21 protein-coding genes are annotated in these 24044 nt (G+C 42.0%); 1 reads left to right on the top strand and 20 read right to left on the bottom strand.

Features of this window, described 5'->3' with window-relative positions; translation table 11 throughout:
- Positions 1-26 precede the first annotated feature (26 nt).
- From ACVC7S_RS00665 to ACVC7S_RS00580, 18 genes are all read right to left on the bottom strand, one after another.
- Positions 27-2243 carry a RelA/SpoT family protein gene (locus ACVC7S_RS00665; protein ID WP_447265818.1) on the bottom strand — a complete coding sequence of 739 codons (2217 nt, stop codon included), beginning with the start codon at positions 2241-2243 and terminating at the stop codon, positions 27-29.
- Positions 2244-2392: 149 nt separating this feature from the next.
- Positions 2393-3523 (bottom strand): ABC transporter ATP-binding protein, encoded by a 1131-nt coding sequence (locus tag ACVC7S_RS00660; protein ID WP_049538615.1) that lies wholly within the window; start codon positions 3521-3523, stop codon positions 2393-2395.
- 115 nt (positions 3524-3638) lie between these two features.
- Positions 3639-4508: a helix-turn-helix domain-containing protein gene (locus ACVC7S_RS00655; RefSeq protein ID WP_447265817.1), complete on the bottom strand. Its 870-nt coding sequence runs from the start codon at positions 4506-4508 to the stop codon at positions 3639-3641.
- A gap of 2 nt (positions 4509-4510) precedes the next feature.
- Positions 4511-4897, bottom strand: coding sequence for a Mini-ribonuclease 3 (locus tag ACVC7S_RS00650; protein WP_000567922.1), 387 nt, complete (start codon positions 4895-4897; stop codon positions 4511-4513).
- Entirely contained in the window at positions 4890-6233 is a 1344-nt protein-coding gene (gene cysS, locus ACVC7S_RS00645; protein WP_447265816.1) for a cysteine--tRNA ligase, read from the bottom strand. The genes ACVC7S_RS00650 and cysS overlap by 8 nt, the downstream gene beginning before the upstream one ends.
- A gap of 17 nt (positions 6234-6250) precedes the next feature.
- The gene (locus ACVC7S_RS00640; protein ID WP_447265815.1) at positions 6251-6772 is read right to left on the bottom strand and encodes a dihydrofolate reductase family protein; all 522 of its coding nucleotides are present in this window, start codon (positions 6770-6772) and stop codon (positions 6251-6253) included.
- 8 nt (positions 6773-6780) lie between these two features.
- Positions 6781-7545 (bottom strand): nucleoside phosphorylase, encoded by a 765-nt coding sequence (locus ACVC7S_RS00635; protein WP_447265814.1) that lies wholly within the window; start codon positions 7543-7545, stop codon positions 6781-6783.
- A 4-nt stretch (positions 7546-7549) separates the two neighbouring features.
- Complete coding sequence (locus ACVC7S_RS00630; protein ID WP_447265813.1) at positions 7550-8416, bottom strand: GNAT family N-acetyltransferase; 867 nt, start codon at positions 8414-8416, stop codon at positions 7550-7552.
- An 11-nt stretch (positions 8417-8427) separates the two neighbouring features.
- Positions 8428-9045, bottom strand: coding sequence for a serine O-acetyltransferase (gene cysE, locus ACVC7S_RS00625; protein ID WP_125391082.1), 618 nt, complete (start codon positions 9043-9045; stop codon positions 8428-8430).
- A 15-nt stretch (positions 9046-9060) separates the two neighbouring features.
- Complete coding sequence (gene pnp, locus ACVC7S_RS00620; RefSeq protein ID WP_447265812.1) at positions 9061-11274, bottom strand: polyribonucleotide nucleotidyltransferase; 2214 nt, start codon at positions 11272-11274, stop codon at positions 9061-9063.
- A 543-nt stretch (positions 11275-11817) separates the two neighbouring features.
- Entirely contained in the window at positions 11818-12684 is an 867-nt protein-coding gene (metF, locus tag ACVC7S_RS00615) for a methylenetetrahydrofolate reductase [NAD(P)H] (protein ID WP_447265811.1), read from the bottom strand.
- A 92-nt stretch (positions 12685-12776) separates the two neighbouring features.
- On the bottom strand, positions 12777-15026 hold the full coding sequence (gene metE, locus ACVC7S_RS00610) for a 5-methyltetrahydropteroyltriglutamate--homocysteine S-methyltransferase (protein ID WP_447265810.1): 2250 nt from the start codon (positions 15024-15026) through the stop codon (positions 12777-12779).
- Positions 15027-15402: 376 nt separating this feature from the next.
- Positions 15403-15768: a TIGR02328 family protein gene (locus ACVC7S_RS00605; RefSeq protein WP_447265809.1), complete on the bottom strand. Its 366-nt coding sequence runs from the start codon at positions 15766-15768 to the stop codon at positions 15403-15405.
- Positions 15752-16156: a YbgA family protein gene (locus ACVC7S_RS00600; protein ID WP_447265808.1), complete on the bottom strand. Its 405-nt coding sequence runs from the start codon at positions 16154-16156 to the stop codon at positions 15752-15754. Before ACVC7S_RS00600 ends, ACVC7S_RS00605 begins: the two co-directional genes overlap by 17 nt.
- 170 nt (positions 16157-16326) lie before the next feature.
- Positions 16327-17232, bottom strand: a complete 906-nt coding sequence (locus ACVC7S_RS00595) for a DUF4238 domain-containing protein (protein WP_447266039.1) — start codon at positions 17230-17232, stop codon at positions 16327-16329.
- 22 nt (positions 17233-17254) lie between these two features.
- Positions 17255-18511 (bottom strand): hypothetical protein, encoded by a 1257-nt coding sequence (locus ACVC7S_RS00590; RefSeq protein ID WP_447265807.1) that lies wholly within the window; start codon positions 18509-18511, stop codon positions 17255-17257.
- A 119-nt stretch (positions 18512-18630) separates the two neighbouring features.
- On the bottom strand, positions 18631-19392 hold the full coding sequence (locus tag ACVC7S_RS00585) for a DUF6261 family protein (RefSeq protein ID WP_447265806.1): 762 nt from the start codon (positions 19390-19392) through the stop codon (positions 18631-18633).
- A gap of 25 nt (positions 19393-19417) precedes the next feature.
- Complete coding sequence (locus ACVC7S_RS00580; protein ID WP_447265805.1) at positions 19418-19633, bottom strand: hypothetical protein; 216 nt, start codon at positions 19631-19633, stop codon at positions 19418-19420.
- Positions 19634-20122: 489 nt separating this feature from the next.
- On the opposite strand from ACVC7S_RS00580, the gene ACVC7S_RS00575 reads away from it, so the two are divergent.
- Positions 20123-20740 carry a TVP38/TMEM64 family protein gene (locus ACVC7S_RS00575; RefSeq protein WP_000076176.1) on the top strand — a complete coding sequence of 206 codons (618 nt, stop codon included), beginning with the start codon at positions 20123-20125 and terminating at the stop codon, positions 20738-20740.
- 278 nt (positions 20741-21018) lie between these two features.
- Here ACVC7S_RS00575 and scrK read toward each other — a convergent pair whose 3' ends face one another.
- Both scrK and ACVC7S_RS00565 read right to left on the bottom strand, forming a co-directional pair.
- Complete coding sequence (gene scrK, locus ACVC7S_RS00570; RefSeq protein WP_447265804.1) at positions 21019-21906, bottom strand: fructokinase ScrK; 888 nt, start codon at positions 21904-21906, stop codon at positions 21019-21021.
- A 158-nt stretch (positions 21907-22064) separates the two neighbouring features.
- On the bottom strand, positions 22065-23951 hold the full coding sequence (locus ACVC7S_RS00565; RefSeq protein ID WP_447265803.1) for a sucrose-specific PTS transporter subunit IIBC: 1887 nt from the start codon (positions 23949-23951) through the stop codon (positions 22065-22067).
- Between the last annotated feature and the right edge of the window lie 93 nt (positions 23952-24044).

Genomic DNA, 24044 nt, shown 5'->3' with positions numbered 1-24044 from the left:
AGCCTTTCTAATAACCGAGGGGAGAATTAGCCATTGGTCCGTTTGACAGAGTAGACCTCTGGCACACTCTTAATCTTGTCCACGACTGTGGTCAGTGTAGAGAGGTTGGAAATACCAAAGGAGACATGGATATTAGCAAATTTCATATCCTTAGTTGGTTGAGCATTAACAGTTGAGATATTCTTAGTTGTGTTGGAGAGAACTTGCAGAACATCATTTAAGAGCCCTGTACGGTTGAGACCATAGATATCGATGTGGGCAGTGTATTCCTTGCTTGAGAATTGATCTTCCCATTCCACATCAAGGAGACGTTGCTCGTAGTTTTCTTGGGCACGGAGATTCATACAGTCCACACGGTGAATAGCCACACCGCGTCCCTTAGTAATGTAACCGACAATGTCGTCACCCGGAACTGGATTGCAACACTTGGCAATCCGAACAAGGAGTCCTGAGGCACCTTCAATGACCACACCACCCTCATGCTTGACCTTGAGGGTTTCTTTGTTTTCAACCTTGACCTCGCCACCTTTGACAAGCTCTTCTGCTTCCGCCTTGGCCTTGGCACGCTCTTCCTCACGGCGTTCCTTTTCAGTCAGACGATTAAAGACCGTAATGGCTCCGATTTCTCCAAAACCAATGGCCGCAAAGAGAGACTCTTCTGTCTTGTAGCTAGTCTTTTGAAGGACTTGGTCCATGTGACGCTTGTCCATGAATTTATTGGCTACATAGCCGTTTTCTTGGAACTGAGCTATCAGCATTTCACGGCCCTTGTTAACAGACAATTCCTTGTCTTGGTTTTTAAAGAACTGACGAATCTTGTTGCGTGCCTTGCTGGTCTTGACCATGTTGAGCCAGTCACGACTCGGGCCAAAGGAGTTAGGGTTGGTGACGATTTCGACCTGATCCCCAGTTTTGAGCTTGGTTGTCAGAGGAACCATACGACCATTGACCTTGGCACCAGTTGCTTTTTCACCGACTTTGGTATGAATTTCATAGGCAAAGTCAATCGGGCCTGAATCTTTTGGAAGGGAACGTACAGCCCCATCTGGGGTAAAGACATAAATCTCCTCAGCCAGATAGTTTTCCTTAACAGAATCCACAAATTCCTTGGCATCATCAGCCTGGTCTTGCAACTCAATCATTTCCTTAATCCAGTTCATCCCGATAGCTGATTCTTTGCTGTTGACCTGCCCTTTGATTCCTTTCTTATAGGCCCAGTGAGCTGCTACCCCGTACTCAGCCACCTCGTGCATTTCCTTGGTACGAATCTGGAATTCAATCGGCCCTTTTGGTCCATAGACAGTCGTATGGATAGACTGGTAACCATTAGCCTTACGGTTAGCGATATAATCTTTAAAACGCCCAGGCATTGGCTTCCAAAGCTCATGCACATAGCCAAGCATGGCATAGACATCACTATGAGTCTCTAGGATACAGCGAATGGCAATCAGGTCATAAATCTCCTCGAAGCGTTTCTTCTTATCCTGCATCTTGCGATAGATAGAGTAGATGTGCTTGGGACGGCCATAGATTTTCCCTTTTAGATTGCGTTCGGAAGTGTATTCCTCTAACTTTGTCACGACTTCATCAACCAAAGCCTCACGCTCTCTGCGTTTTTCCTTCATCATGTGAGTGATCTTGTAAAACTCAGTTGGATTGAGATAGCGGAAGGACAAGTCTTCTAACTCCCACTTGACGCTGGAAATCCCCAGACGATGAGCAAGTGGTGCATAGATTTCCATGGTTTCTCTGGAAATGCGTTCCTGCTTGTCCTTTCGTAGGTGGTTAAGCGTTCTCATGTTATGCAAGCGGTCAGATAGTTTAACCAAGATAACGCGGATATCCTCAGACATGGCCATGAGCATCTTGCGGTGGTTTTCCGCTAATTGCTCCTCGATTGATTTGTACTCGACCTTACCAAGCTTAGTCACTCCATCAACAATGATACGAACATCATGACCAAACTCTTGCTCTAAATCATCCAGTGTCGCATCCGTATCCTCAACCACGTCATGCAAAAAACCGCAGGCAACCGTCACGGCATCTAGCTTGAGTTTAGCTAAAATCCCTGCCACCTGAATGGGATGAATAATATAGGGCTCGCCAGATTTACGGTATTGACCACTATGGCATTCAACGGCGTAAACCAAGGCTTTATGTACAAAAGCAACATCTTCTTTTGATAAATATTTTTGCGTTAAAGCGACAACCTCATCGCCCGTCAAATTCACTTCTTTCGGCATCTATTCTCTCCAATTCTTCCTACCATTTTATCACTTTTTTAAGAATAATAAAACTAGAAAAGCCTGTTTTCATGCCTAGCCTCTGCATTTAAATAGAAAAAGCACTGCAAGAGAAACTCTGCAGTGCTTTGCTATTCTATTTATTTATCTTAGTAGATTGTTTTCTCAGTTTCTACGTCGAAGAAGTGCGCTTTGTTCAAGTCAAATCCAAGTTCAACTGTTGCACCTGTTTGCAAGTAGTCACGAGCATCCACTTTTGCAACAAATTCATCTTTACCAACTTGGCAGTAAAGGTGAGATTCTGAACCAAGCAATTCTGATACAGAGATAGTTGCTTTAACCACTGATTCTGGGAATGTTTCAAGGAAAGCAGGTTCTGCATTCACATCTTCTGGACGAATACCGAAGATCAATTCTTTACCTTCGTAGCCTTTATCACGAAGAACTTTTAAAGCTCCTTCTGGAACTTTCAAGCGGAAACCGTCAGAAACAATTTCACCACCAACCAATTTCACATTGATGAAGTTCATAGCTGGGCTTCCGATAAATCCTGCAACGAACTTGTTAACTGGATTTTTGTAAACTTCTTGAGGAGTACCGATTTGTTCTACACGTCCGATAGTACCTGTACCAGCAGGGTTCTTAGTAGCTGACATGATAACGATACGGTCTGCCAATGTCATCGCTTCTGTTTGGTCGTGCGTTACGTAGATAGTTGTAGCACCGATACGACGGTGAATCTTCGCAATTTCAGCACGCATTGATACACGAAGTTTGGCATCCAAGTTTGACAAAGGCTCGTCCATCAAGAACACTTTTGCATCACGGACAATCGCACGACCCATGGCAACACGTTGACGTTGACCACCTGAAAGGTCAGCTGGTTTACGATCCAAGAATTCTTTCAAGCCAAGGATTGCAGCTGCTTCTTGTACACGTTTGTCGATGTCTTCCTTGCTGTATTTACGCAATTTCAAACCGAAAGCCATGTTGTCATATACAGTCATGTGTGGGTAAAGAGCGTAGTTTTGGAATACCATGGCGATGTCACGGTCTTTTGGAGCTACGTCGTTGACAACCACGCCATCGATAGATGCAGTACCTTCTGTAATGTCTTCAAGACCAGCGATCATACGAAGAGTTGTAGACTTACCACATCCTGAAGGACCTACGAAAACGATAAATTCCTTGTCTTTGATGTCCAAGTTGAAGTCTTCAACTGAGTAGTGTTCGCTGTTTGGATATTTTTTGTAAATGTTTTTAAGATTTAATTCTACCATGGAAGGTGAACTCCTTTTATTTTTTTGATAGTTTTATTATAAATGAAAACGCTTTACATTTCTATGGCAAGATGACCAAAAAAATAAAAAAGTTCTGTGCAACTTGCACAAAACTTTAGAGAATATCTTGTAAAATCAACTGATAGCACAAGGTGAGATCTGTCAACTCCTTCAACTGAAGCCCTGTTAATTCTTCCCATTTGTCAATCTTGTATTGAAGAGAATTGCGATGCAGATAGAGTTGCTGGGCTGTTTTCGTTAAGACAGCACTGTTTTCCCAAAGAGAGAGAATGATTTCCTGAATCTGGTCTTGGTCCAGAATCAACTGACGAAGGTATTCTTTGATAATTCTATGGTCAACCAGCCCTTCCCCAAGACTCCAAAGATAGAGCTGTGAAAAGGTGTGTACACCTTGGTGACCCTGACGCCACCATGCCTTAAACAAGTCCCGCTCTGCTTGGATTAAATCTGACAAAGCCTGATACCCAGTCTGTGACCAAACCTGCCCCAACATGATAGACAGACGAAGACCAAAGTCATACTCTACTGCCTCAATCGTATCGGATAAGATTGAGCGAACAGAGCTGTATTTATCTTGCTGGAGAATAAAAACATAGTCCTGAACTCCGACCTGCAACACTGTCTGGCAGTTAGGAAAGAGGGTCTGCATCATATCCAGCCAAGAGGCTAGATTTTCCTGTTGGTAATAGGATAGATGGCAATAAACCAGTTGTATCTTTTTAAAAGTTTGAGGCGCCTGTCCCTTTCCCTCGATCAGATAGGAATACCAAGGATTGAGCGAACGAGCCTGCTCCTGCTGGGTTAAAAGGGTAATTAACTGCTTTTCACGTTCAGTGAGATTGGTCTCCTCCAGTAAAATCCACTGTTGAGAAGATAGAGGAAGTGTAAGATATCCTAGCTTCTCTATCGGCTGATCTGAAATCTGAGCCTCAGGAAACCAGTCTAGTAATTCTTTTGCAAGCATTTCTACGCCTCCACTTTTTGGATACACCACGAAATCAAGGTCTCTAGACGCTCCATATTATCAGTTAGATGAAGATAACCCATGACCGCTTCAAAGCCAGTCGACATCCGATAAGTTACGACATCTGCATTTTTAGCCTTTGTGTGGCTATTGGTATTGCGCCCACGTTTATAGATTTCTTCTTCTTTTTCCGTTAAAACTTGCTCCTCCAACATGAGGGAAATCAGGCGAGCCTGAGCCTTGGCCGAGACATACTTGGTCGCCTCTTGGTGAAGTTTATTGGGCTTGGTCATGCCTTTTAGGATGAGGTGGCGGCGAATATACATAGAATACACCGCATCCCCTTCAAAAGCAAGAGCAATTCCATTAATGAGATTGACATCAATCACGTGTCCACCTCACTCCATCCTTGGTATCAAGGAGCTTAATCCCTTGAGCAGCCAGTTGATCACGGATTTGGTCTGCTGTCGCAAAGTCACGATTAGCACGCGCTTCTTGACGTTTTTGGATCAAGGTTTCGATCTCTGCATCCAAAACTTCCTCAACAAAGACAATTCCGAAGACTTCTAACATAGCCGCAAGAGCTTCCTTGACACTTGCATCATAGTTGCCTGAATTGATCCATTTGGCCATTTCAAAGACAACTGTGATACCATTGGCAGCGTTAAAGTCCTCATCCATAGCCGCTACAAACTTATCTTTAAAGTCTTGTAACTCTAGAGCATCTACATTTCCAGTAAATGGTTGCTCGTAAGTGTTCTTTAGATACTTGAGATTTGTCTCGGCATCACGCACTGCTTTTTCCGTAAAGTTGATTGGTTTACGGTAATGCTGAGTCGCAAAGAAGAAACGAAGGACTTGGCCATCGATGGTTTTGAGGGCATCATGTACAGTTATAAAGTTGCCCAAGGACTTGGACATCTTGACATTGTCGATATTAACAAAGCCATTGTGCATCCAGTAGTTAGCAAAAGTCTTGCCTGTTTTAGCTTCTGACTGGGCAATTTCGTTGGTATGATGCGGAAACTCTAGGTCAGCTCCACCACCGTGGATATCAATAGTATCACCTAAAATCTCTGTCGACATAACCGAACACTCGATATGCCAGCCCGGACGACCAGGTCCCCAAGGACTATCCCAAGAAATCTCGCCTGGTTTGGCAGTCTTCCAAAGGGCAAAGTCCACAGGATTTTCCTTGCGAGCCGTTTCTTCATCGGTACGACCTGAAGCACCCAGCTCCAAATCTTCCAAGGTTTTATTAGCCAACTTGGCATAGTTGTGGGATTTTTCCACACGGAAGTAAACATCCCCTTGACTCTCGTAGGCAAAGCCTTTTTCAATCAAGTCTTCCACAAAGCGGATAATGTCAGCCATAAACTCGACTACTCGTGGATGGCGAGTCGCAGGCTTGACACCCAAGGCCGTCACATCCTCACGAAAGGCAGCGATGTACTTGTCCGCAACCTCCTGAGGTGTGATACCTTCTTCCTTGGCACGGTTGATAATCTTATCATCTACATCTGTAAAATTGGAAATATAGGCAACCTCGTACCCACGGTATTCGAAGTAACGTCGAATGGTATCAAAAGCTACCGTCGAACGTGCATTCCCCACGTGGATATAGTTATATACGGTTGGCCCACAAACATACATCTTGACCTTGCCGTCCTCTATCGGGACAAATTCTCGCAAATCACGAGACATGGTGTCGTAAATTTTAATCATGCGGTCCACTCCCTTCTCTATTTCTGACTTTTTCGGCTGAAAACCAGCTCTGCAAAAGGGCCAAATTGTCTGAGGCTATCCAGTTGGTAAAAGCGCTGCCCTTCCTCTTGGGTAAAGAGGGGAACCCCCTTTCCTAGGATAAGGGGCGCTATCTGAATAATGAGGTGGTCGAAAAGATCCGCATCCAAGAGCGGTCCTACCAAGGAATTACCACCAATCACAAAGACATTTTTGCCTTTGTCAATCTGGTGAACAAAGTCCACCACATCCCCAGCTACTGGCTGGTAATTGCTGACAGGCAGGTGCCTATCATGCGTAAAGACATAGTTTTCCGTAGCTTGATAAAAACTTTCTACATCTTGCAAATCTTGGATTTCCTCAAAGGTCCGCTTGCCCATGATGGTGATATCCATTTGCCTGTAAAAGTCATCGTAGCCTGTATCCCCTACAGAACCAAGCTGATGTAGCCAGTCTATCCTGTGCTGGCTGTCTGCCAAGTAGCCATCCATGGTGATACAGCCGTAAAAATATACTGCCATTCTTGTAGTTACCTTTCTAGTTCCTTTGCTATTGTCAAAGCGATAGTGAAAAAAGTCATGGCATCCGCTGTCCGCTCTTCATGTCGGGCATCCCAGGTTCTGTTATGATGATCCACATAGTCAGCTGTGTAGAAGAACTGATAGACTTTACTCTTGCGAAATTGACTCCAAGCCATGATAACTGAAGCTTCCATATCCACCACTTTGGCTCCAGCAGCCAAGCGACGCTTGACCTTATCAGGCGTTTCTCGATAAAAGGCATCAGTCGTCCAAGACTTTGTTCGAATGTGCTCAATGCCAGATTTGTTCAAAGCTTCTTCCATGGTTAAGAGCAAAGTTTCGTCATAAGCTATCTCATCACTTGGAGGAGCGTAATGATAACTTGTACCTTCATCACGTAGAGCTGAACTTGGTAGGATAATCTTATCTGCCTGAATAGACTGATCTAGAACTCCGCAAGAACCCAACACAATAAAGTTCTTAAATCCTCTTGCTTTGAGTTCTTCTAAGAGCCCAACAACCATCGGGGCTCCAATCGTAGCTATAGCAACTGCTACCTTACTCCCATCCTTTTCATAGATATACCATGGAAATCTACCATTTAGATTGGTTAGATAGCCACCTTCGTAAACATCATCAAACTGCTTTACTCGTTCAATGATTTCTCCATTAAAAGATAAAATGATCGTGTCACAGATTTCTCCACCACCACGAATACTTCGATCAGTTGGTTCGATAACAGCAGGTACATTTTCGAATTCTTCTAATAGCATTTTTCTACTCTTTCTCATTCAAATAAACTACCTGTGTCTGTTTGACAAAGCCGATTTTTTCATACAAGCGCTTGGCACCTACGTTGCAGTCCTCTACTGCAATCTGAAATTCCTTATCATTTTGCTCAATCAGTTGGTTGACTAGGGATTTTGCTAAATAGCTTCCGTAGCCTTTGCCACGTTCAAGTTCTAATATTGCTAAACCGTAGAAGTAATTCGTATTAGTCGATAAATCTACCGTGCAAGTCCCAATAACCTGACCGTCTTTTAATAAAATATATAGGCGACTTTCTGAATCTTTCAGAGCTTCAGCGACATATCTATCCACAACTTCTCTCGATTCATGTTCCTCTGAAAATGCCTGAAATTTTAACTGGCTAATTTGCTCCTGATACGAACTATCTGCTAACAAAACTTCAAGATTAGAAACAGTTACTAACTGATAAGGTCTTCTATCCTTAACTAACCAGGTTTCTGTCTCTTCATCCTCGACCAATCCCCAGTTGCTGACAAAATCAGGATGACGCTCTAGAAAAATACGTTCTGTCTGAAAAGTAACTGAACGAATAGGGAAAGAAGCCGTTTCTTTCTCAAAACTCGTAAACAAAGCACACGTAATTCCCTGACGGCGATGATTTGGATGAACCAGTATCGTCACTTCCACATCTTGGTCATCAGCATAGACAGTTAATAGACCAACAAGTTCGCCTTTTTCATAATAAAGGAAAAAGGCGGGCATGTTTGGGTCAAAATTAAGCATGTTAGAAAGATAGGGATCACGATAAGTTCCATCATAGGCTTGGCAACAGTCAATTAGTTTTTTCTCTTCAAATAACTCTTCTTGGCTCAACTTATTTCTTGCTTGAATCATATAGGTATCCTCTACAACCCCGACGATCTGTGACTGGCTTCTCTAGCCTGCTCTAGTTTATTGACGTAGTACTCGCGTTTTTCTTCGACTTCGTGGATTGTTGGTTCATCCTTCTGTCCATGAACTCGGACGATCTTGGCCGGAATACCGACAACTGTCACATCACTAGGTACGTCTGCCACGACTACTGCAGCAGCACCGACTTTGGCATTTTCACCGATTTCCACTGGTCCGATGACTTGGGCATGGGCTGATATGAGAGCTCCTTTACGCACAGTCGGATGGCGTTTGCCAACATCCTTACCAGTCCCACCAAGAGTCACTCCGTGATAGAGAAGAACGCCTTTTTCAACAATCGCCGTCTCTCCAATCACCAAGCCAGAACCATGGTCGATAAAGACACCTGATTCTATCTGAGCACCCGGATGAATCTCAATCTGAGTCCAAAAGCGCCAAAACTGACTATGCAGCCGAGCCAGGAGTTTGAAGCCGTGCTTCCAGAGAAAATGCGAGAAACGGTGGGCAGCTAAGGCCTTGACACCTGGATAAGTCAGCAAAACTTCCAAGCTGTTGCGTGCCGCTGGATCATTTTCTTTTACAATATCAATGGTTTCGCGCCACCATCCCATACATTTCTCCTTTTCTTATTCTGAATCTTTTGGTGTTTCTGTAAATTCTTTCTTAGGTTTGTGGTCCTTGTGATGACGTGGACGGTGAGGACGTTCAGACTTTTCACCTTTTTCATCACGCTCAGGTTTTGGTGGACGAGGAAGAAGAGCTTTCATAGAAGCATCAACACGTCCTTTTTCATCAATCTTGATAACCTTAACATCTACTTCATCACCGATAGCTACCAAGTCTTCTACACGGTTGGTACGAGTCCAAGCCATTTCAGAAATGTGCACAAGTGCATCTGTCTTATCAAAGAGGTTGACAAAGGCACCAAATTTCTCGATACGAACAACCTTGGCATGGTAAACTTCATCTACTTTAGCCTCACGAACCAAGCCAGCAATGATTTCTTTGGCACGGTTAATAGCAGCTTGGTCACTAGAGTAGATCGATACGTTTCCTTCTTCGTCGATGTCAATCTTAACGCCTGTTTCAGCGATGATCTTATCGATGGTTTCTCCACCTTTACCGATGACAATCTTAATCTTGTCCACATCAATCTTGATGGTATCAATTTTTGGAGCAGTTGGCGCCAATTCTGGACGAACTTCTGGAATGGTTGCTTCAATCACATCAAGGATTTCAAAACGCGCTTTTTTGGCTTGAGCAAGAGCCTCAGTCAAGATTTCTGCAGTAATCCCTTGGATCTTGATATCCATCTGAAGGGCTGTAATCCCGTCACGAGTACCTGCAACCTTAAAGTCCATGTCTCCAAAGTGGTCTTCCAAACCTTGGATATCTGTCAATACGGTGTAGTTGTTTCCATCTGAGATAAGTCCCATGGCAATCCCTGCTACTGGCGCCTTGATTGGCACACCACCAGCCATAAGGGCAAGAGTTCCCGCACAGATAGAGGCTTGAGAAGAAGAACCATTTGATTCCAAGACTTCTGCTACCAGACGGATAGCGTATGGGAATTCTTCCAAACTTGGCAAAACTTGAGCAAGGGCACGCTCACCAAGAGCACCGTGACCAATTTCACGACGACCTGGTGCACCGTAACGACCAGTTTCCCCTACAGAGTATTGTGGGAAGTTGTAGTGGTGCATAAAGCGTTTCTTGTACTCTGGGTCCAAACCATCGATGATTTGCGTTTCTCCCATTGGAGCCAAGGTCAAGACTGAAAGGGCTTGAGTTTGCCCACGAGTGAAGAGACCGGAACCGTGCACACGAGGAAGGAAGTCAACAACCGCATCCAAAGGACGGATTTCATCGACCTTACGACCATCAGGACGAACCTTGTCTTCTGTGATCAAACGGCGCACTTCAGCGTGTTCCATTTGTTCCAAGATTTCAGCCACATCACGCATGATACGGTCACATTCTTCATGGTCCGCATATTTTTCTTCGTAAACAGCAGTGACTTGGTCTTTGACTGCTTGAGTTGCAGCTTCACGAGCCAATTTTTCTTCTACTTGGACTGCTTTTTGAAGGTCACTGTTGTAAGCTGCAATGATTTCAGCCTGTAATTCAGCGTCCACGTGAAGCAATTCTACTTCTGCTTTTTCTTTCCCAACTGCTGCTGCGATTTCTTCTTGGAAGGCAATCAATTCTTTGACAGCTTCGTGTCCTTTAAGAAGAGCTTGTAGCATGATTTCTTCTGACAATTCTTTAGCACCAGACTCTACCATGTTGATAGCGTGCTTAGTACCGGCTACTGTCAATTCAAGAAGAGAGCGCTCTGCTTGTTCTTGAGTTGGGTTGATGATGATTTCACCATCGACATAACCTACTTGTACCCCAGCGATTGGTCCGTCAAACGGAATATCTGAGATAGACAAGGCCAATGATGAACCAAACATAGCTGCCATTGGTGCAGATGCATTTTCATCGTAAGAAAGAACTGTATTGATCACTTGTACTTCATTACGGAAACCTTCCGCAAACATGGGGCGGATTGGACGGTCAATCAAACGGGCTGTCAAAGTCGCGTCTGTCGAAGGACGTCCTTCACGTTTCATAAAGCCACCCGGAAACTTCCCAGCTGCGTACATTTTTTCTTCGTAGTTAACTTGGAGTGGGAAGAAATCCCCAGTTGCCATTTTCTTAGACATAACTGCTGCAGTCAAGACAGTTGACTCACCGTAACGAACGACAACAGCGCCATTTGCTTGCTTAGCAACCTGACCAGTCTCTACGATCAACTCACGACCCGCAAAAGTCGTTTGAAACACTTGTTTTGTCATTTTAATCCCCTTTGGATTGATAAAATTATACGCCTTGCCTACAAAGATCAAGATACTAAAGACGCAAAAAGCAAAGTAAAAATAGGAAACTGGCGGAGTCTTCGATGAAGACAAGACAGTTTATCTTTTTTACACGGCTTTTCGGCCGGGTTCAATTACTCAAGATACAAATCATTAGAAAGGATTGATGCTAAAGCATCTAATCCTTTCACGCTAATCGCTATCATGCGATTAGCTAAATGCTTTACTAACTCCCTTGTCAAATAATATCGATTTGACTCGCTCGTGTCGCTAAACCTTGCAGTTTGAATGCATTGTATTATTTTATACCCTCATCTTTGTATCAAGTACGTACAGAGTCTATTTTATCATATTTTTCTTAAAAAGTGCGGGCTTTTCTATTAAAAAGGAACCATTCCCCCATGAAAAGAGGAATGGTTTGTTGTTTATTTTATTTAGCAAATTCTTTGGCTTTCGCAACTGTCATTTTTCATTTAAAAGCATGTAAATGACAAGCTGTCGTCTCAGTGGTTAAAGAATCGATTACCCTAAAGACTGATGATTAAACAAGGCATGGGTTGCTTGGTGGATGTATTTTGCTGTTTCAGCATTGTTCATGGTGTAGAGATGCACACCTGCGACATCCTGGGTTACCAAGTCCACGATTTGATCCACTGCATAAGCAAGTCCTGCTGCTCTGAGCGACTCAGGGTCATGCTCGTACTTGTCTAAGATGGCCTTGAATTTTCGTGGAAGATGGATATTCTCACACGTTTGCAAGAGACGAAGCGCTTGATTACGGTTCAGAATGGGCATGATACCCGCATGAATGGGAACCTCAATCCCTGCCAAGGTACACTTGTCTTGGAAATCGTAGAAGCGCTCATTGTCAAAGAAAAGTTGCGTTACAAGGCTTGAACAGCCTGCATCCACTTTCTTCTTGAGATTTTGAATATCTGAGATCTGGTTTGGCGAGTCAGGATGCCCTTCAGGATAACAAGCTCCAATAATATCAAAGTGAGGGGCTTGTTCCTTGATGAACTCGATCAAATCCGTTGCGTAGCGGAAATCCTTTTGTGGCTCCACATCAGGGATAATATCCCCACGCAAGGCCAAGATTTTCTGTACCCCAACCTTATCCAAGTCTGCAATGGTTTCAGCAACCTTGTCCTTAGTCAGATAGATGGCTGGCAAGTGGGCAATAGTTGGAATCGCCAAATCATTCTGGATAAAGTCAGCCAAACGAACCGTTGTTTCCTTGATATTAAATTTATTATTGCTAGCAGTCACACTGATAAAGTGCGGTGTCAGCTCCCGCATATCCTGCAAGGCTGAAATAATCTTATCATTACCCACAGCTGGGTTGGGAGGGAACACTTCAAATGAGAGTGACGGTGTTTGGCGTGACATAGTTTTTGTCCTTTTCTTTGATTTTGATATTGCTTAGCTAGATAGAGCTAAGCAGTTCCTTGATCAAACAGTGTCAAGCGAGAAATCGGATCTTACAATTTCTCACGTGCAGCTTTTGCTGCTTCGACAAGGCGGATCAAGCTTTCTTTTGTTTCTGGAATACCACGTGTTTTCAAACCACAGTCAGGGTTGATCCAAACTTTCTTGCTTGGTACTTTGGCAAGAATAGCATCGATTGTGTGGTCGATTTCGCCTTCATTTGGCACACGAGGTGAGTGGATATCGTATACCCCAGGTCCCACTTCTGTTTGGAAGTTTTTCGCTTTGAGTTCGTCCAAGATTTCAAGGTTTGAACGGCTTGCTTCAAAGGAAATAACGTCCGCATCCATGTTGTCGATAGCTGGGATGATATCTGTAAATTCTGAGTAACACATGTGAGTGTGGATTTGTGTGTCTGGCGCTACTGTAGAGTGTACCAAGCGGAAGGCTGGAATAGCCCAGTCAAGGTAGTCTTCGTACCAGTCGCTACGACGGAGTGGCAATTTCTCACGAAGAGCAGCCTCATCGATTTGGATAATCTTCACGCCTGCAGCTTCAAGGTCAAGAACTTCATCCTTAATAGCAAGAGCGATTTGAAGAGTAGAATCCTTGATAGAGATATCTTCACGTGGGAATGACCAGTTGAGGATGGTAACCGGTCCAGTCAACATTCCTTTAACAGGTTTGTCAGTACGGCTTTGTGCGTAGCTAGACCATTTCACAGTGATTGGGTTGAGACGAGTAACATCGCCCCAGATGATTGGTGGTTTCACCCCACGCATACCGTATGATTGTACCCAACCATTCTTAGAGAAGAGGTAACCTGACAAGTTTTGACCGAAGTACTCAACCATGTCATTACGCTCAAATTCACCGTGGACAAGCACGTCAAATCCAACTTCTTCTTGCCATTTAATCCATTCGTCGATTTGCTCTGCCAAGAACTTGTCATAGTCTTCTGCTGACAACTCACCCTTACGGAAGGCCAAACGTTTAGCACGAACTTCTTTAGTTTGAGGGAATGAACCGATAGTTGTTGTTGGAAGAGCTGGAAGTTTAAAGGCTTCTTCTTGGATAGCTTCACGTTCTGCAAAGGCTGGCAAACGAGTGTAGTCAGCGTCTGTCAATCCAGCGATGCGTGCAAGAAGTTCTGCATTTTCACCCACACGTTCAGTCGCAAAGAGTTCTTTGTTAGCTGCAAGAGCTTGTTCACCTTGACCATTGCGGATAGCATCCAAATCACGGATCTCATCCAATTTTTCAACTGCAAAGGCAAAGTGGTTCAAGATAGCTGGTTCAAATTCTTCGTTAGCAGTTGTAAATGGCACATGAAGAAGTGAGCATGAGCTAGTCAAAACGATATTTTCAGCTGGGATTTGCTCAAGAACAGCCAAGCTCTTTTCGTAGTTGTTGCGCCAGATGTTTTTACCATTGACAATACCTGCATAAAGAGTCTTGTCAGCTGGGAAACCACCTTTAACAAGTTCAAGAGTTTTCTTACCTTCAACGAAGTCAAGACCGATGGCATCTACTGGCAAATTCACAAGATCAGCGTAGACGTCACGAACGTCACCGAAGTATGTTTGAAGCAAGACTTCAAGACCTTTTTTGTCAGCCAAGAGTTTGTTGTAGAGGTTCAAGAAGAGAGCTTTTTCTTCAGCTGTCAAATCTTTGACAAGAGCCGCTTCGTCGAGTTGGATGCGAGTCGCACCAAGTTCCGCCAATTTAGCAAAAACTTCTTGGTATGCAGCTACTAAGCTATCTACGAAGTCTTCTGCTTTCACGCCTTCTTCAAAGTCTGATAATTGAAGGAAAGTGAACGGACCTACAAGGACAGGACGAGTGTTCAATCCAAGTTCTTTGGCTTCTTGGAACTCATCAAAGATCTTGTGACCAGCCAATTTAACTTGAGTGTCTTTTTCAAATTTAGGAACGATGTAGTGGTAGTTGGTGTTGAACCATTTCTTCATCGGAAGGGCACGCACGTCTCCTTTTTCTCCTTGGTAACCACGTCCCAAAGCAAAGTAGCGCTCAAGGTCAGACAAGTCCAAATTTTGAACTGAAGCAGGTACCACGTTGAAGAGGAAAGCTGCATCAAGGAAGTTGTCATAGTGAGAAAAATCATTTGATGGGATTTCAGTGATGCCTTTTTCTTTGACAATGTTCCAGTGTTTTGCACGCAATTCTTTTGCGGCTGCAAGTAGTTCTTCTTCTGAGATTTCTTTTCTAAAGTATTTTTCAGTTGTAAATTTCAATTCGCGGAATTCGCCCAAACGAGGGAAACCGATGATCGTAGTTGACATGATGTGTCCTCCAAAATTTGTTGTTGAAACTATCTTAACAGAAAAGAAACTGTCTGTATAATTGTAAATAATTAGGCTTTGATATAGTTTGAAACTATATCACTCTTTTGGTCAAAAGAAAAAGACTTGAGACCAGCGTCTCAAATCCTTTGTATAGCTTGTTTGGTGGCTGTATTTTAGTTGGAATGCTCAAACGAGCTATTGACGATTCTCATCAGTGACTATGGCTTATTATTAGAAAAGACTATAGGTTGGTTTTCCTGTGGCATTTTTGATATTTCCCTTGAAAAGAAGACCTTAGAATCATTCTAAAGGTCTCATTTTTATTATTCGAAAAAATACGAAAAGAGTTCTAAATTAGAGCTAATCCTGACTCTTACTCCAGCTCTATCCCCTTGTCACGGAGATTAGCCAGACACTCCTCATAGTAGGCAGCATCATGCTCACTATAGATGGGCTTACCTAGCTTCTCCTCAGGCAAGTCATGATAAGGAGAGCAGGTCTTGCCACGGTAGTTCTTGTCCAGCCACTCTGGACTGACATTGTAGCCACGGTCAGCCATCTCCTCCATGATCAAGCGATGATAGGCATAGAGGTGATAAGGCGAGTGGGTAAAGACATAGTCCACCGTCGCATGCTTTCTGCCCCAGCCATTGCCACGCAAAGCACAGCACTCTCGGTGTTGTCCCAAAAGTTGAGGACGGGGAAGCTGTGAAATCAAAGCCTCATGCCAAAGTCTCATGGGAGTCTCCTTTCAGTAAAGTCGAATGTTGCAAGTAGGTATTCGGATAGCGATCAAGCAACTCTCGAGTCTTAGCAATCAAGTCTTCCTTGGAAGCCTGACCAAATCGGTAGCGATCCAGCAAAAGCATATAGTCTTTGCGCTCAACATCTGTCGCTTTCTTTTTGAAATAGCCCCAAATATGCTGAAAGGCATTGCAAACCTGACCCCTGTGTTCTGGGATTTGACAGACACGGTCGATCAGTTCTTGAACATGGCTGACCTCCACCACTTCATTCTTCAAGTATTGGCGAATCTCATTGTAAATATTGCTGGAATGGCTCAAAACGAGGTATTTGTTTCTAGCCCAGAGTTGCTGGCAAAGGGCACGTTGGTTGTTGTTTTCCATATTTCTCCTTACTTTTATCTATCTCCGAGAAATACGGAAACAAAATTTTATCTTAATTTTTTAAGGAAATGAATTTTCTTTCTATTTTATCATTTTTTTGTAAAAAACGAACTATGATAGACAGGTGCCTTATATCTTGATATAAAAATGAAAATATCAAGTTGTTTTGGTTATGTATTAGAAATAGTCTTTAAGAAATCCATGAAATCTGGATGAACAAATATCTGTCTTTCAGAGTGCCTAACTTGAAGATTATTAACTGAATTTATAAAAGGAGTATCATGATTCGAAAGAACTGCTAGTGTATTATTCAAACTTTCCCCTTTTACTCCCAAAAAGTTCCTTGGTACTATTTTAATAAGAATTTTACTAGATAATGGATAGTAGATAAATGTATCATCTCTTCCTACACCATTGTCAGCGTAAGAAACTGAGTTTCTAATAAAATTATACATCACAACCGGAGAGTCGCTTGTAATAAATGGAACACTAGAATTATTGAAACAAACTAACCAAATTTTATCAGCTAATACCTTAGAAAGTTTTTCCAGTCTATCTACCTCTGCAATTAATGGAATAGTCATATCTCTTATAAAGTCATTTTTATTATTTACAAAATCTTCTAATATGCCTTTTATTATTTCAGGATGTAATTCAAACTGTTCTGATGTTTCGTTGATCTTTTCATCAAAAACAATTTCCCCATGTTCAAATCTACGTTCTAAAAATCCTGGTACTCGTAATATTTGAAAGGAGATCATTTTAGATAACGAGTGAATCTGAGAAACTGTTAAAACATCATTCTTTTTTTGAGATAACGTTAGTGAAGCAATTATGTTATTCATCTCTGGTCCATATAAAGGTTCAATCTCGCTGGAGAAAAATTTCTCCCAATGTTTAGAATCTTTTTTATCACTAACGTCATAAAAGTTTTTCCTAAACGCCACATTATCAACTGAATCTATAAAAATTTTATTAGATTTCAATTGTTTAACTGCTATATTATAGCCTTTATTATTCAGATTTTTCTTACCGAATCGTTTCAAATAACTTTTAGGAACAACGTGCTGTTTAATATTTGATTTAATCGTATTCCTCCTATCTATCTAATTCACACAAACCGACTTCTCGGAAACGAGATAGTATATCTTCTGAACTTAATTTTCCTGTTTTAAACTGTTCAAACATTTTTAAGAAAATAAGACTATCTACTATCAACACATTATTAGCCGCATTCCTGGCTACTTCAATAACATTATTGCTAACAGGTAGCCGTTCCTCAGGTTTTATATCTTTAAATCGATTTACTATGATTATCTTTTTAATTACGTCTGGAACAACTTCTTTTGTTTCTTCATAAATATGTCCATGAGTCACTAATTGTGAAACATTTGTTTTTTTTACATCTTTTGTTAACCCTTTAAATTCAAAAATGTAATGAATCCCATTTTTCTCGAAAGAATAATCTTCATTTTTTCTATCTTCGAATTCACTTTGAACATCACACATTATTTCTAACATTTCTATCAAAATTACTTCTAATTCCGATCCTGATTTAAATAAAATTGATTCAAAACGTTTATTTTCACGAATAATTTCTTTTGAAATTTTTATTTTATCTTTAGACTCTTCAATCTTTTTATTTTCTATTTGTATAGCTTCATTTTGATTAATATCATCAAAAAAATGTAGTTCTTGAAACCAGTCAGGTGCCTCTTCTTTGGTTTCATCCATCAAAACATTTTGTACCAAGACTGATAATTCATCATTATTTTTAGCTTGTAGAGTAGTTAATGAATACTTGCCATGTGATACAAATACTAATTTTTCGCTTCCGTCTGAATAGACCATATCCTCTGATAGATTATAACCGTCATAATAATTCTCCCCCATTTTTGAGTCAAAGTAGAAATCAGCTGATAGTTTAGTACCTGACAAATTTGTATGAGTTTTTTCGTAATACAAATCAATATTTGTTGGTATAACTTTTTCTAAATTATGAACCAAATACCTGATAATATCTTTAAGTTGCTCCCTAGCCAAAAAATCTTTGCCTCTTCCTCTAATTGGTGTTGCATATTCCGTTTTAAATCTAATATTTGGTGGTAGAATGTATAAGAATTTTGTCTTAGATGAGTGACAAACGCTAGTTAATAGCGTTTGAAAGTCATTATCGCAGTCTAGTTTTTCAAAATCCTTATTATAACAATGGTTTAACCAAATTGAGGAATCAGTCAAATCGATAATATTTAAATCATAGGAATCTAATGAATGAGCCTGTCCAAATGAATTACACTCCGTTACACTATAATCATTTTCATTACGTCCATTATAATTTATTAACTGTATCTGCATTCTTTTCCTTTCTATCTTACATCGAATCTATTTTCTCTTTTTAATTTTCCTACCAAAATTATACCACGAATCCACCCAAAAACGCCTTTAGATAATAATATATCTAAAGACGTTTGTTTTTATCCTGCTATTTGTGTAGTTTCTTCTACTTTAAATTTCTTATCCTTCTTATTGGAACCAGTCAATCGTCGTTTACTGTCTCGGATTGTGTTCAAGTCTTTAAGGAGTTTGGTTAGGTGCTCTTTTTCTGGATAAGCTTCTGCACTAGCTGCGGTGTAGCGCATAAAGAGGTCGTAGATGCTGGTTAGTTCGGTACGGACTTGTCTGGTCTTGCCGACTTCCTTTGCAGACTTATGCGCACGCGCCTGATTTTCCACCTTATCATATTCCTCCTGTGCACTAGTGACTGCAAGGAGCATAGGTGTCAGTCCTAGACTGGTAACTGCTGTCTGGTAGGGTTCTTCGCTCAGGGTTTTGAGCAGACTCTTGATTTCTGCCGTTTCCACATCATTGCTATGCTTGGTGATGTCCTTGTACTTGACAAAGACTGGCTTCAAGGTCTCATGGGCTTCTTTGAGTTTGGTCTCCTTGATCTTAGCAAAACCCCTATGAAGGGTAAAGAGACCGACTAGGGCACTGTCACGATTGCGGTCGACTTCGGTCAGGTTTGTCGCCTCTTTCTTTTCTACGATAGCGAGTTGGGCTTGGAAGTCTGCTAGCTTGCTCCTGAAGGAATCGAGATGTTTGCTATACATAGGCTCGTCCTTATGTGCCTTGGCAAAAACTTCTAGTAGTTGACCCGTATCTACCATGAGACTTTCAAACTCACGGTTGGTAAAGTTGGTGTAGCTTAGCGGGCGGATAGTGAATGTTTTTGTCATGATGATAACCTTTCTATTTAACGAATCATTTAGTTTTTTCTTTATCAAATAAAGACTGGATTAATTCCGGAAGATAGACCTGTTTTTGATCTGTTTTTACAATGCTTCCTTGCCTATCAGGTTGAATCAAAGGTCTATCCTTTCTTACATAGACTTGAAGCAATACACAGACCAAAAATAGGAGGCCCCATAGAGGAAGGTCCGATAGGAAACTCTCCTCATTTACTTTATCTTTCTTCATCAGATTTCTCCTTTAAGTTGATAAGACAATTCTAACAAATAGCAAATAACTTATGACACTCATCCGCTCAACTGTCTACTTTATCATCCAAACAGCACTTTTTCAGTCTATTTCTTACTTTTACAGGATAAATCCGTCATTTCAGAAATAGAAAATCCCTATCTGACTAGACATACACTCCGTCTGTCAGATAGAGACTCTTACTATTTTTAGATTTTAACTTTTCTAGCTTTAGAATACATCTAAACTTTAGGAAAGATGACTATTCGAAAGCTCGAAGACCTCAAAACTTTCTCAGATAGACTATTCGAAGCTTAGAATACTCATAAATTTATGTATTTCTTATCATTCTAAGCTTAGAATACATATAAACTTTAGAAAACAATATCATCCGATCCTTAGAATAAAGTCTAAAATATCTCGAACTCAGATTAGTTTTTATTATCAAAATATGGTATAGTAGAATCATACTATCAATGAGGAGTTTACATGTCACAGGATAAGCAAATGAAAGCTGTTTCTCCCCTTCTACAGCAAGTCATCAATATTTCATCTATCGTCGGGGGAGTCGGCACCTTGATTTTCTGTATTTGGGCCTATCAGGCGGGTGTTTTACAGTCCAAGGAAACTCTATCGGCCTTTATCCAGCAAGCTGGGGTTTGGGGGCCACCACTCTTTATCTTTTTACAGATCCTACAAACCGTTGTTCCGATCATTCCGGGAGCTTTGACCTCAGTGGCTGGGGTCTTTATTTACGGCCACATCATCGGAACCATCTATAACTATATCGGTATCGTGATTGGCTGTGCTATTATCTTTTACCTGGTGCGCCTTTATGGAGCTGCCTTTGTTCAGTCGGTCGTCAGCAAGCGCACCTATGACAAGTACATCGGTTGGCTAGATAAGGGCAATCGTTTCGAGCGGTTCTTTATCTTTATGATGATCTGGCCAGTTAGCCCAGCTGACTTTCTCTGTATGCTGGCTGCCCTGACCAAGATGACCTTCAAGCGCTATATGATTATTATCATTTTGACCAAACCCTTTACCCTAGTGGTTTATACTTATGGTTTGACCTACATTATTGATTTCTTCTGGCAGATGTTTTGAGAATAGAAAATAGCCTGATACTAAATATACTTTGGTATGGAAATCATGCCAACTTTTCGATAGTGAATCGAGGACTTACCTAGCCTTTCCGCCGTGATAAAAACACCTGAAATCTAATGGTTTCAGGTGTTCGGAAACTTTGAGACATTAGGCTCAAAGTTTAGGTATGGAATTTCGAAGAAAGTCGCTACCGTCCGTCATCACTTAAGGAAAGGCTCAAAAAAATTGCCTTCAAACAAAATATCCGTTTGGTTTCCCAAGCGGATGTTTTCTTTGTTTTATTTTGCGACACTCTTAGCAAGGACAAAATTTCCAAGTGTGGCAGAACCATTTCCAGCAACTGCTGGTGTCACGATGTAGTCACGCACGTCTGGTACTGGTAGGTAGCCATTGAGAAGAGCTGTGAATTTCTCACGCACACGGTCCAGCATGTGTTGTTGGGCCATAACCCCGCCACCAAAGACGATGACATCTGGACGGAAAGTCACTGTAGCATTGACCGCAGCCTGAGCGATGTAGTAGGCTTGAACATCCCAGACAGAACTGTTGAGTTCGATGTTTTCACCACGAACACCTGTACGAGCTTCTAAACTTGGACCAGCCGCAAAGCCTTCCAAACAACCCTTGTGGAAAGGACAGACACCGTTAAATTCTTTTTCCTCGTCCATTGGGTGTTTAGCCACATAGTAGTGACCCATTTCAGGGTGACCGACACCTCCGATAAACTCACCACGTTGGATAACACCTGCACCAATCCCTGTACCGATCGTGTAGTAAACCAAGTTTTCGATACGACCACCAGCATTGTTACGAGCAACCACTTCACCATAGGCAGAGCTGTTTACGTCTGTCGTGAAGTACATTGGAACGTTGAGGGCACGACGGAGGGCCCCAAGCAAGTCCACATTTGCCCAGTTTGGTTTTGGAGTCGTTGTGATAAAGCCATAGGTTTTTGAGTTTTTGTCGATATCAATGGGACCGAAGGAACCGATGGCAAGACCTGCAAGATTATCGAATTTTGAAAAGAATTCGATGGTTTTATCGATCGTTTCGATAGGAGTTGTTGTAGGAAACTGTATTTTTTCTACAATGTTAAAATTTTCATCTCCGACAGCACAGACAAACTTTGTACCGCCCGCTTCTAAGCTTCCATATAATTTTGTCATGATAAACCTCTTATCTTTGTTTTCTCTATTATAGCACATTTTAAAGGGCTAGATTTCTCAATATTTTAGATTTTCCTCTGTAAATCTTACCATTCAAGCAAAAACGAACAAACATGTCATTTGTTCGTTTTGTTTTTAGATTTGATTTTTGAAGAGGATTAGGCTTTCACTTCGATGATCGCGTCACCCTTGACAACTGAAGCACTTGCGACTGGTGTCACAGAAGCATAGTCAGCTGTATTGGTAACGATAACCATTGTTGTGTCGTCAAGACCTGCAGCAGCGATTTTGTTTGAGTCAAAGGTTCCGAGAACGTCACCAGCTTTAACCTTGTCGCCTTGAGCAACCTTTTGTTCAAAGCCTTCACCGTTCATAGTCACTGTATCGATACCAACATGGATCAAGATCTCGGCTCCATTAGCTGTCTTCAAACCATAGGCATGTCCTGTAGCAAAGACGATCGATACTTCGGCATCAGCTGGTGCATAAACCACGCCTTGGCTTGGTTTTACAGCGATCCCTTGTCCCATAGCGCCACTTGAAAAGACTGGGTCATTCACATCAGCAAGCGCTACGACATCACCAACGATAGGAGTTTGGATTGTTTCATTTTGAGGAGCTAGTGGAAGGTTTCCAGTTGTTTCTTCTTGAACAAAGCGCTCTGTCGCCACTTCAGAAGCAACTTCTGCTTCATCCTCGTAACCAAACATGTAGGTAAGGGCAAAACCAAGTACAAATGATACACCTACCATGAGAAGGTATTGGAACAATTGACCATTCCCAACGTACAACATTGTACCAGGGATGATGGTGATACCATTACCAGTACCAGCAAGGCCAAGGATTGAAGCCAATCCACCACCGATAGCACCAGCGATCAATGAAAGGAAGAATGGTTTACGGAAGCGCAAGTTTACCCCGAAGATAGCAGGCTCTGTAATACCGAGGAAGGCAGAAAGAGCAGCTGGGAAAGCAAGTGTTTTCAGTTTAGGATTTTTCGTTTTAACACCAACGGCAACTGTCGCAGCACCTTGAGCTGTCATCGCTGCAGTGATGATGGCGTTGAATGGATTCACATGGTCAGCAGCAAGCAATTGCACTTCAAGTAAGTTGAAGATGTGGTGTACACCTGATACGACGATCAATTGGTGAACCCCACCGATGACCAAACCACCAAGACCAAATGGCAAGGCAAGAATCGCTTTTGTTCCGAGAAGGATGTAGTTTTCAACAACGTGGAAGACTGGTCCGATGACAAAGAGTCCAAGGATAGACATGACCAAAAGTGTCACGAACGGTGTCACCAAGAGATCCAAGACATCTGGAACCACTTTGCGGAGAGCTTTTTCAAACTTGGCTCCGACCACCCCAATGATGAAGGCTGGAAGAACGGAACCTTGCAAACCAACAACAGGAATGAAGCCAAAGAAGTTCATAGCTGTTACTTCACCACCTGAAGCTACAGCCCAAGCGTTTGGAAGCGAACCAGAAACCAGCATCATACCAAGGACGATACCAACAGCTGGGTTACCACCGAATACGCGGAAGGTTGACCATACAACCAAACCTGGCAAGATGATGAAGGCTGTATCTGTAAGAATTTCTGAGTAAATCTTCACATCATCTGGAAGTGTCATCCCAAGAGCGTTCATGAGACCACGAAGACCCATGAAGAGACCAGTTGCTACGATAACTGGGATGATTGGCACGAAGACGTCACCGAAAGTACGGATAGCACGTTGGAACCAGTTTCCTTGTTTAGCAGCTTCTGCCTTCATGTCTTCTTTAGAAGATGTTGGCAAACCGAGTGCAACCACTTCGTCGTACATCTTGTTTACTGTACCAGTACCAAAGATGATTTGGTATTGACCTGAGTTAAAGAAAGCTCCTTGAACTTTATCCAAGTTCTCAATCACTTCCTTATTGATTTTCCCTTCATCTTTGACCATGACACGTAGACGAGTCGCACAGTGGGCAACACTGTTGACATTTTCACGTCCGCCAAGGGCTTCGATGACTTTTTTTGCAATATCCTGATTGTTCATTTGCAAAAATCTCCTTATAAAATTTTGTTCTTGTTTGAAAGCGATTTTATTCGCCCTACGACTATTATTTTATCATGTTTCCAAAATATGTCA

The sequence above is a fragment of the Streptococcus sp. Z556 genome (assembly GCF_053010225.1).
This window is presented reverse-complemented; position numbering and strand designations above follow the sequence as displayed.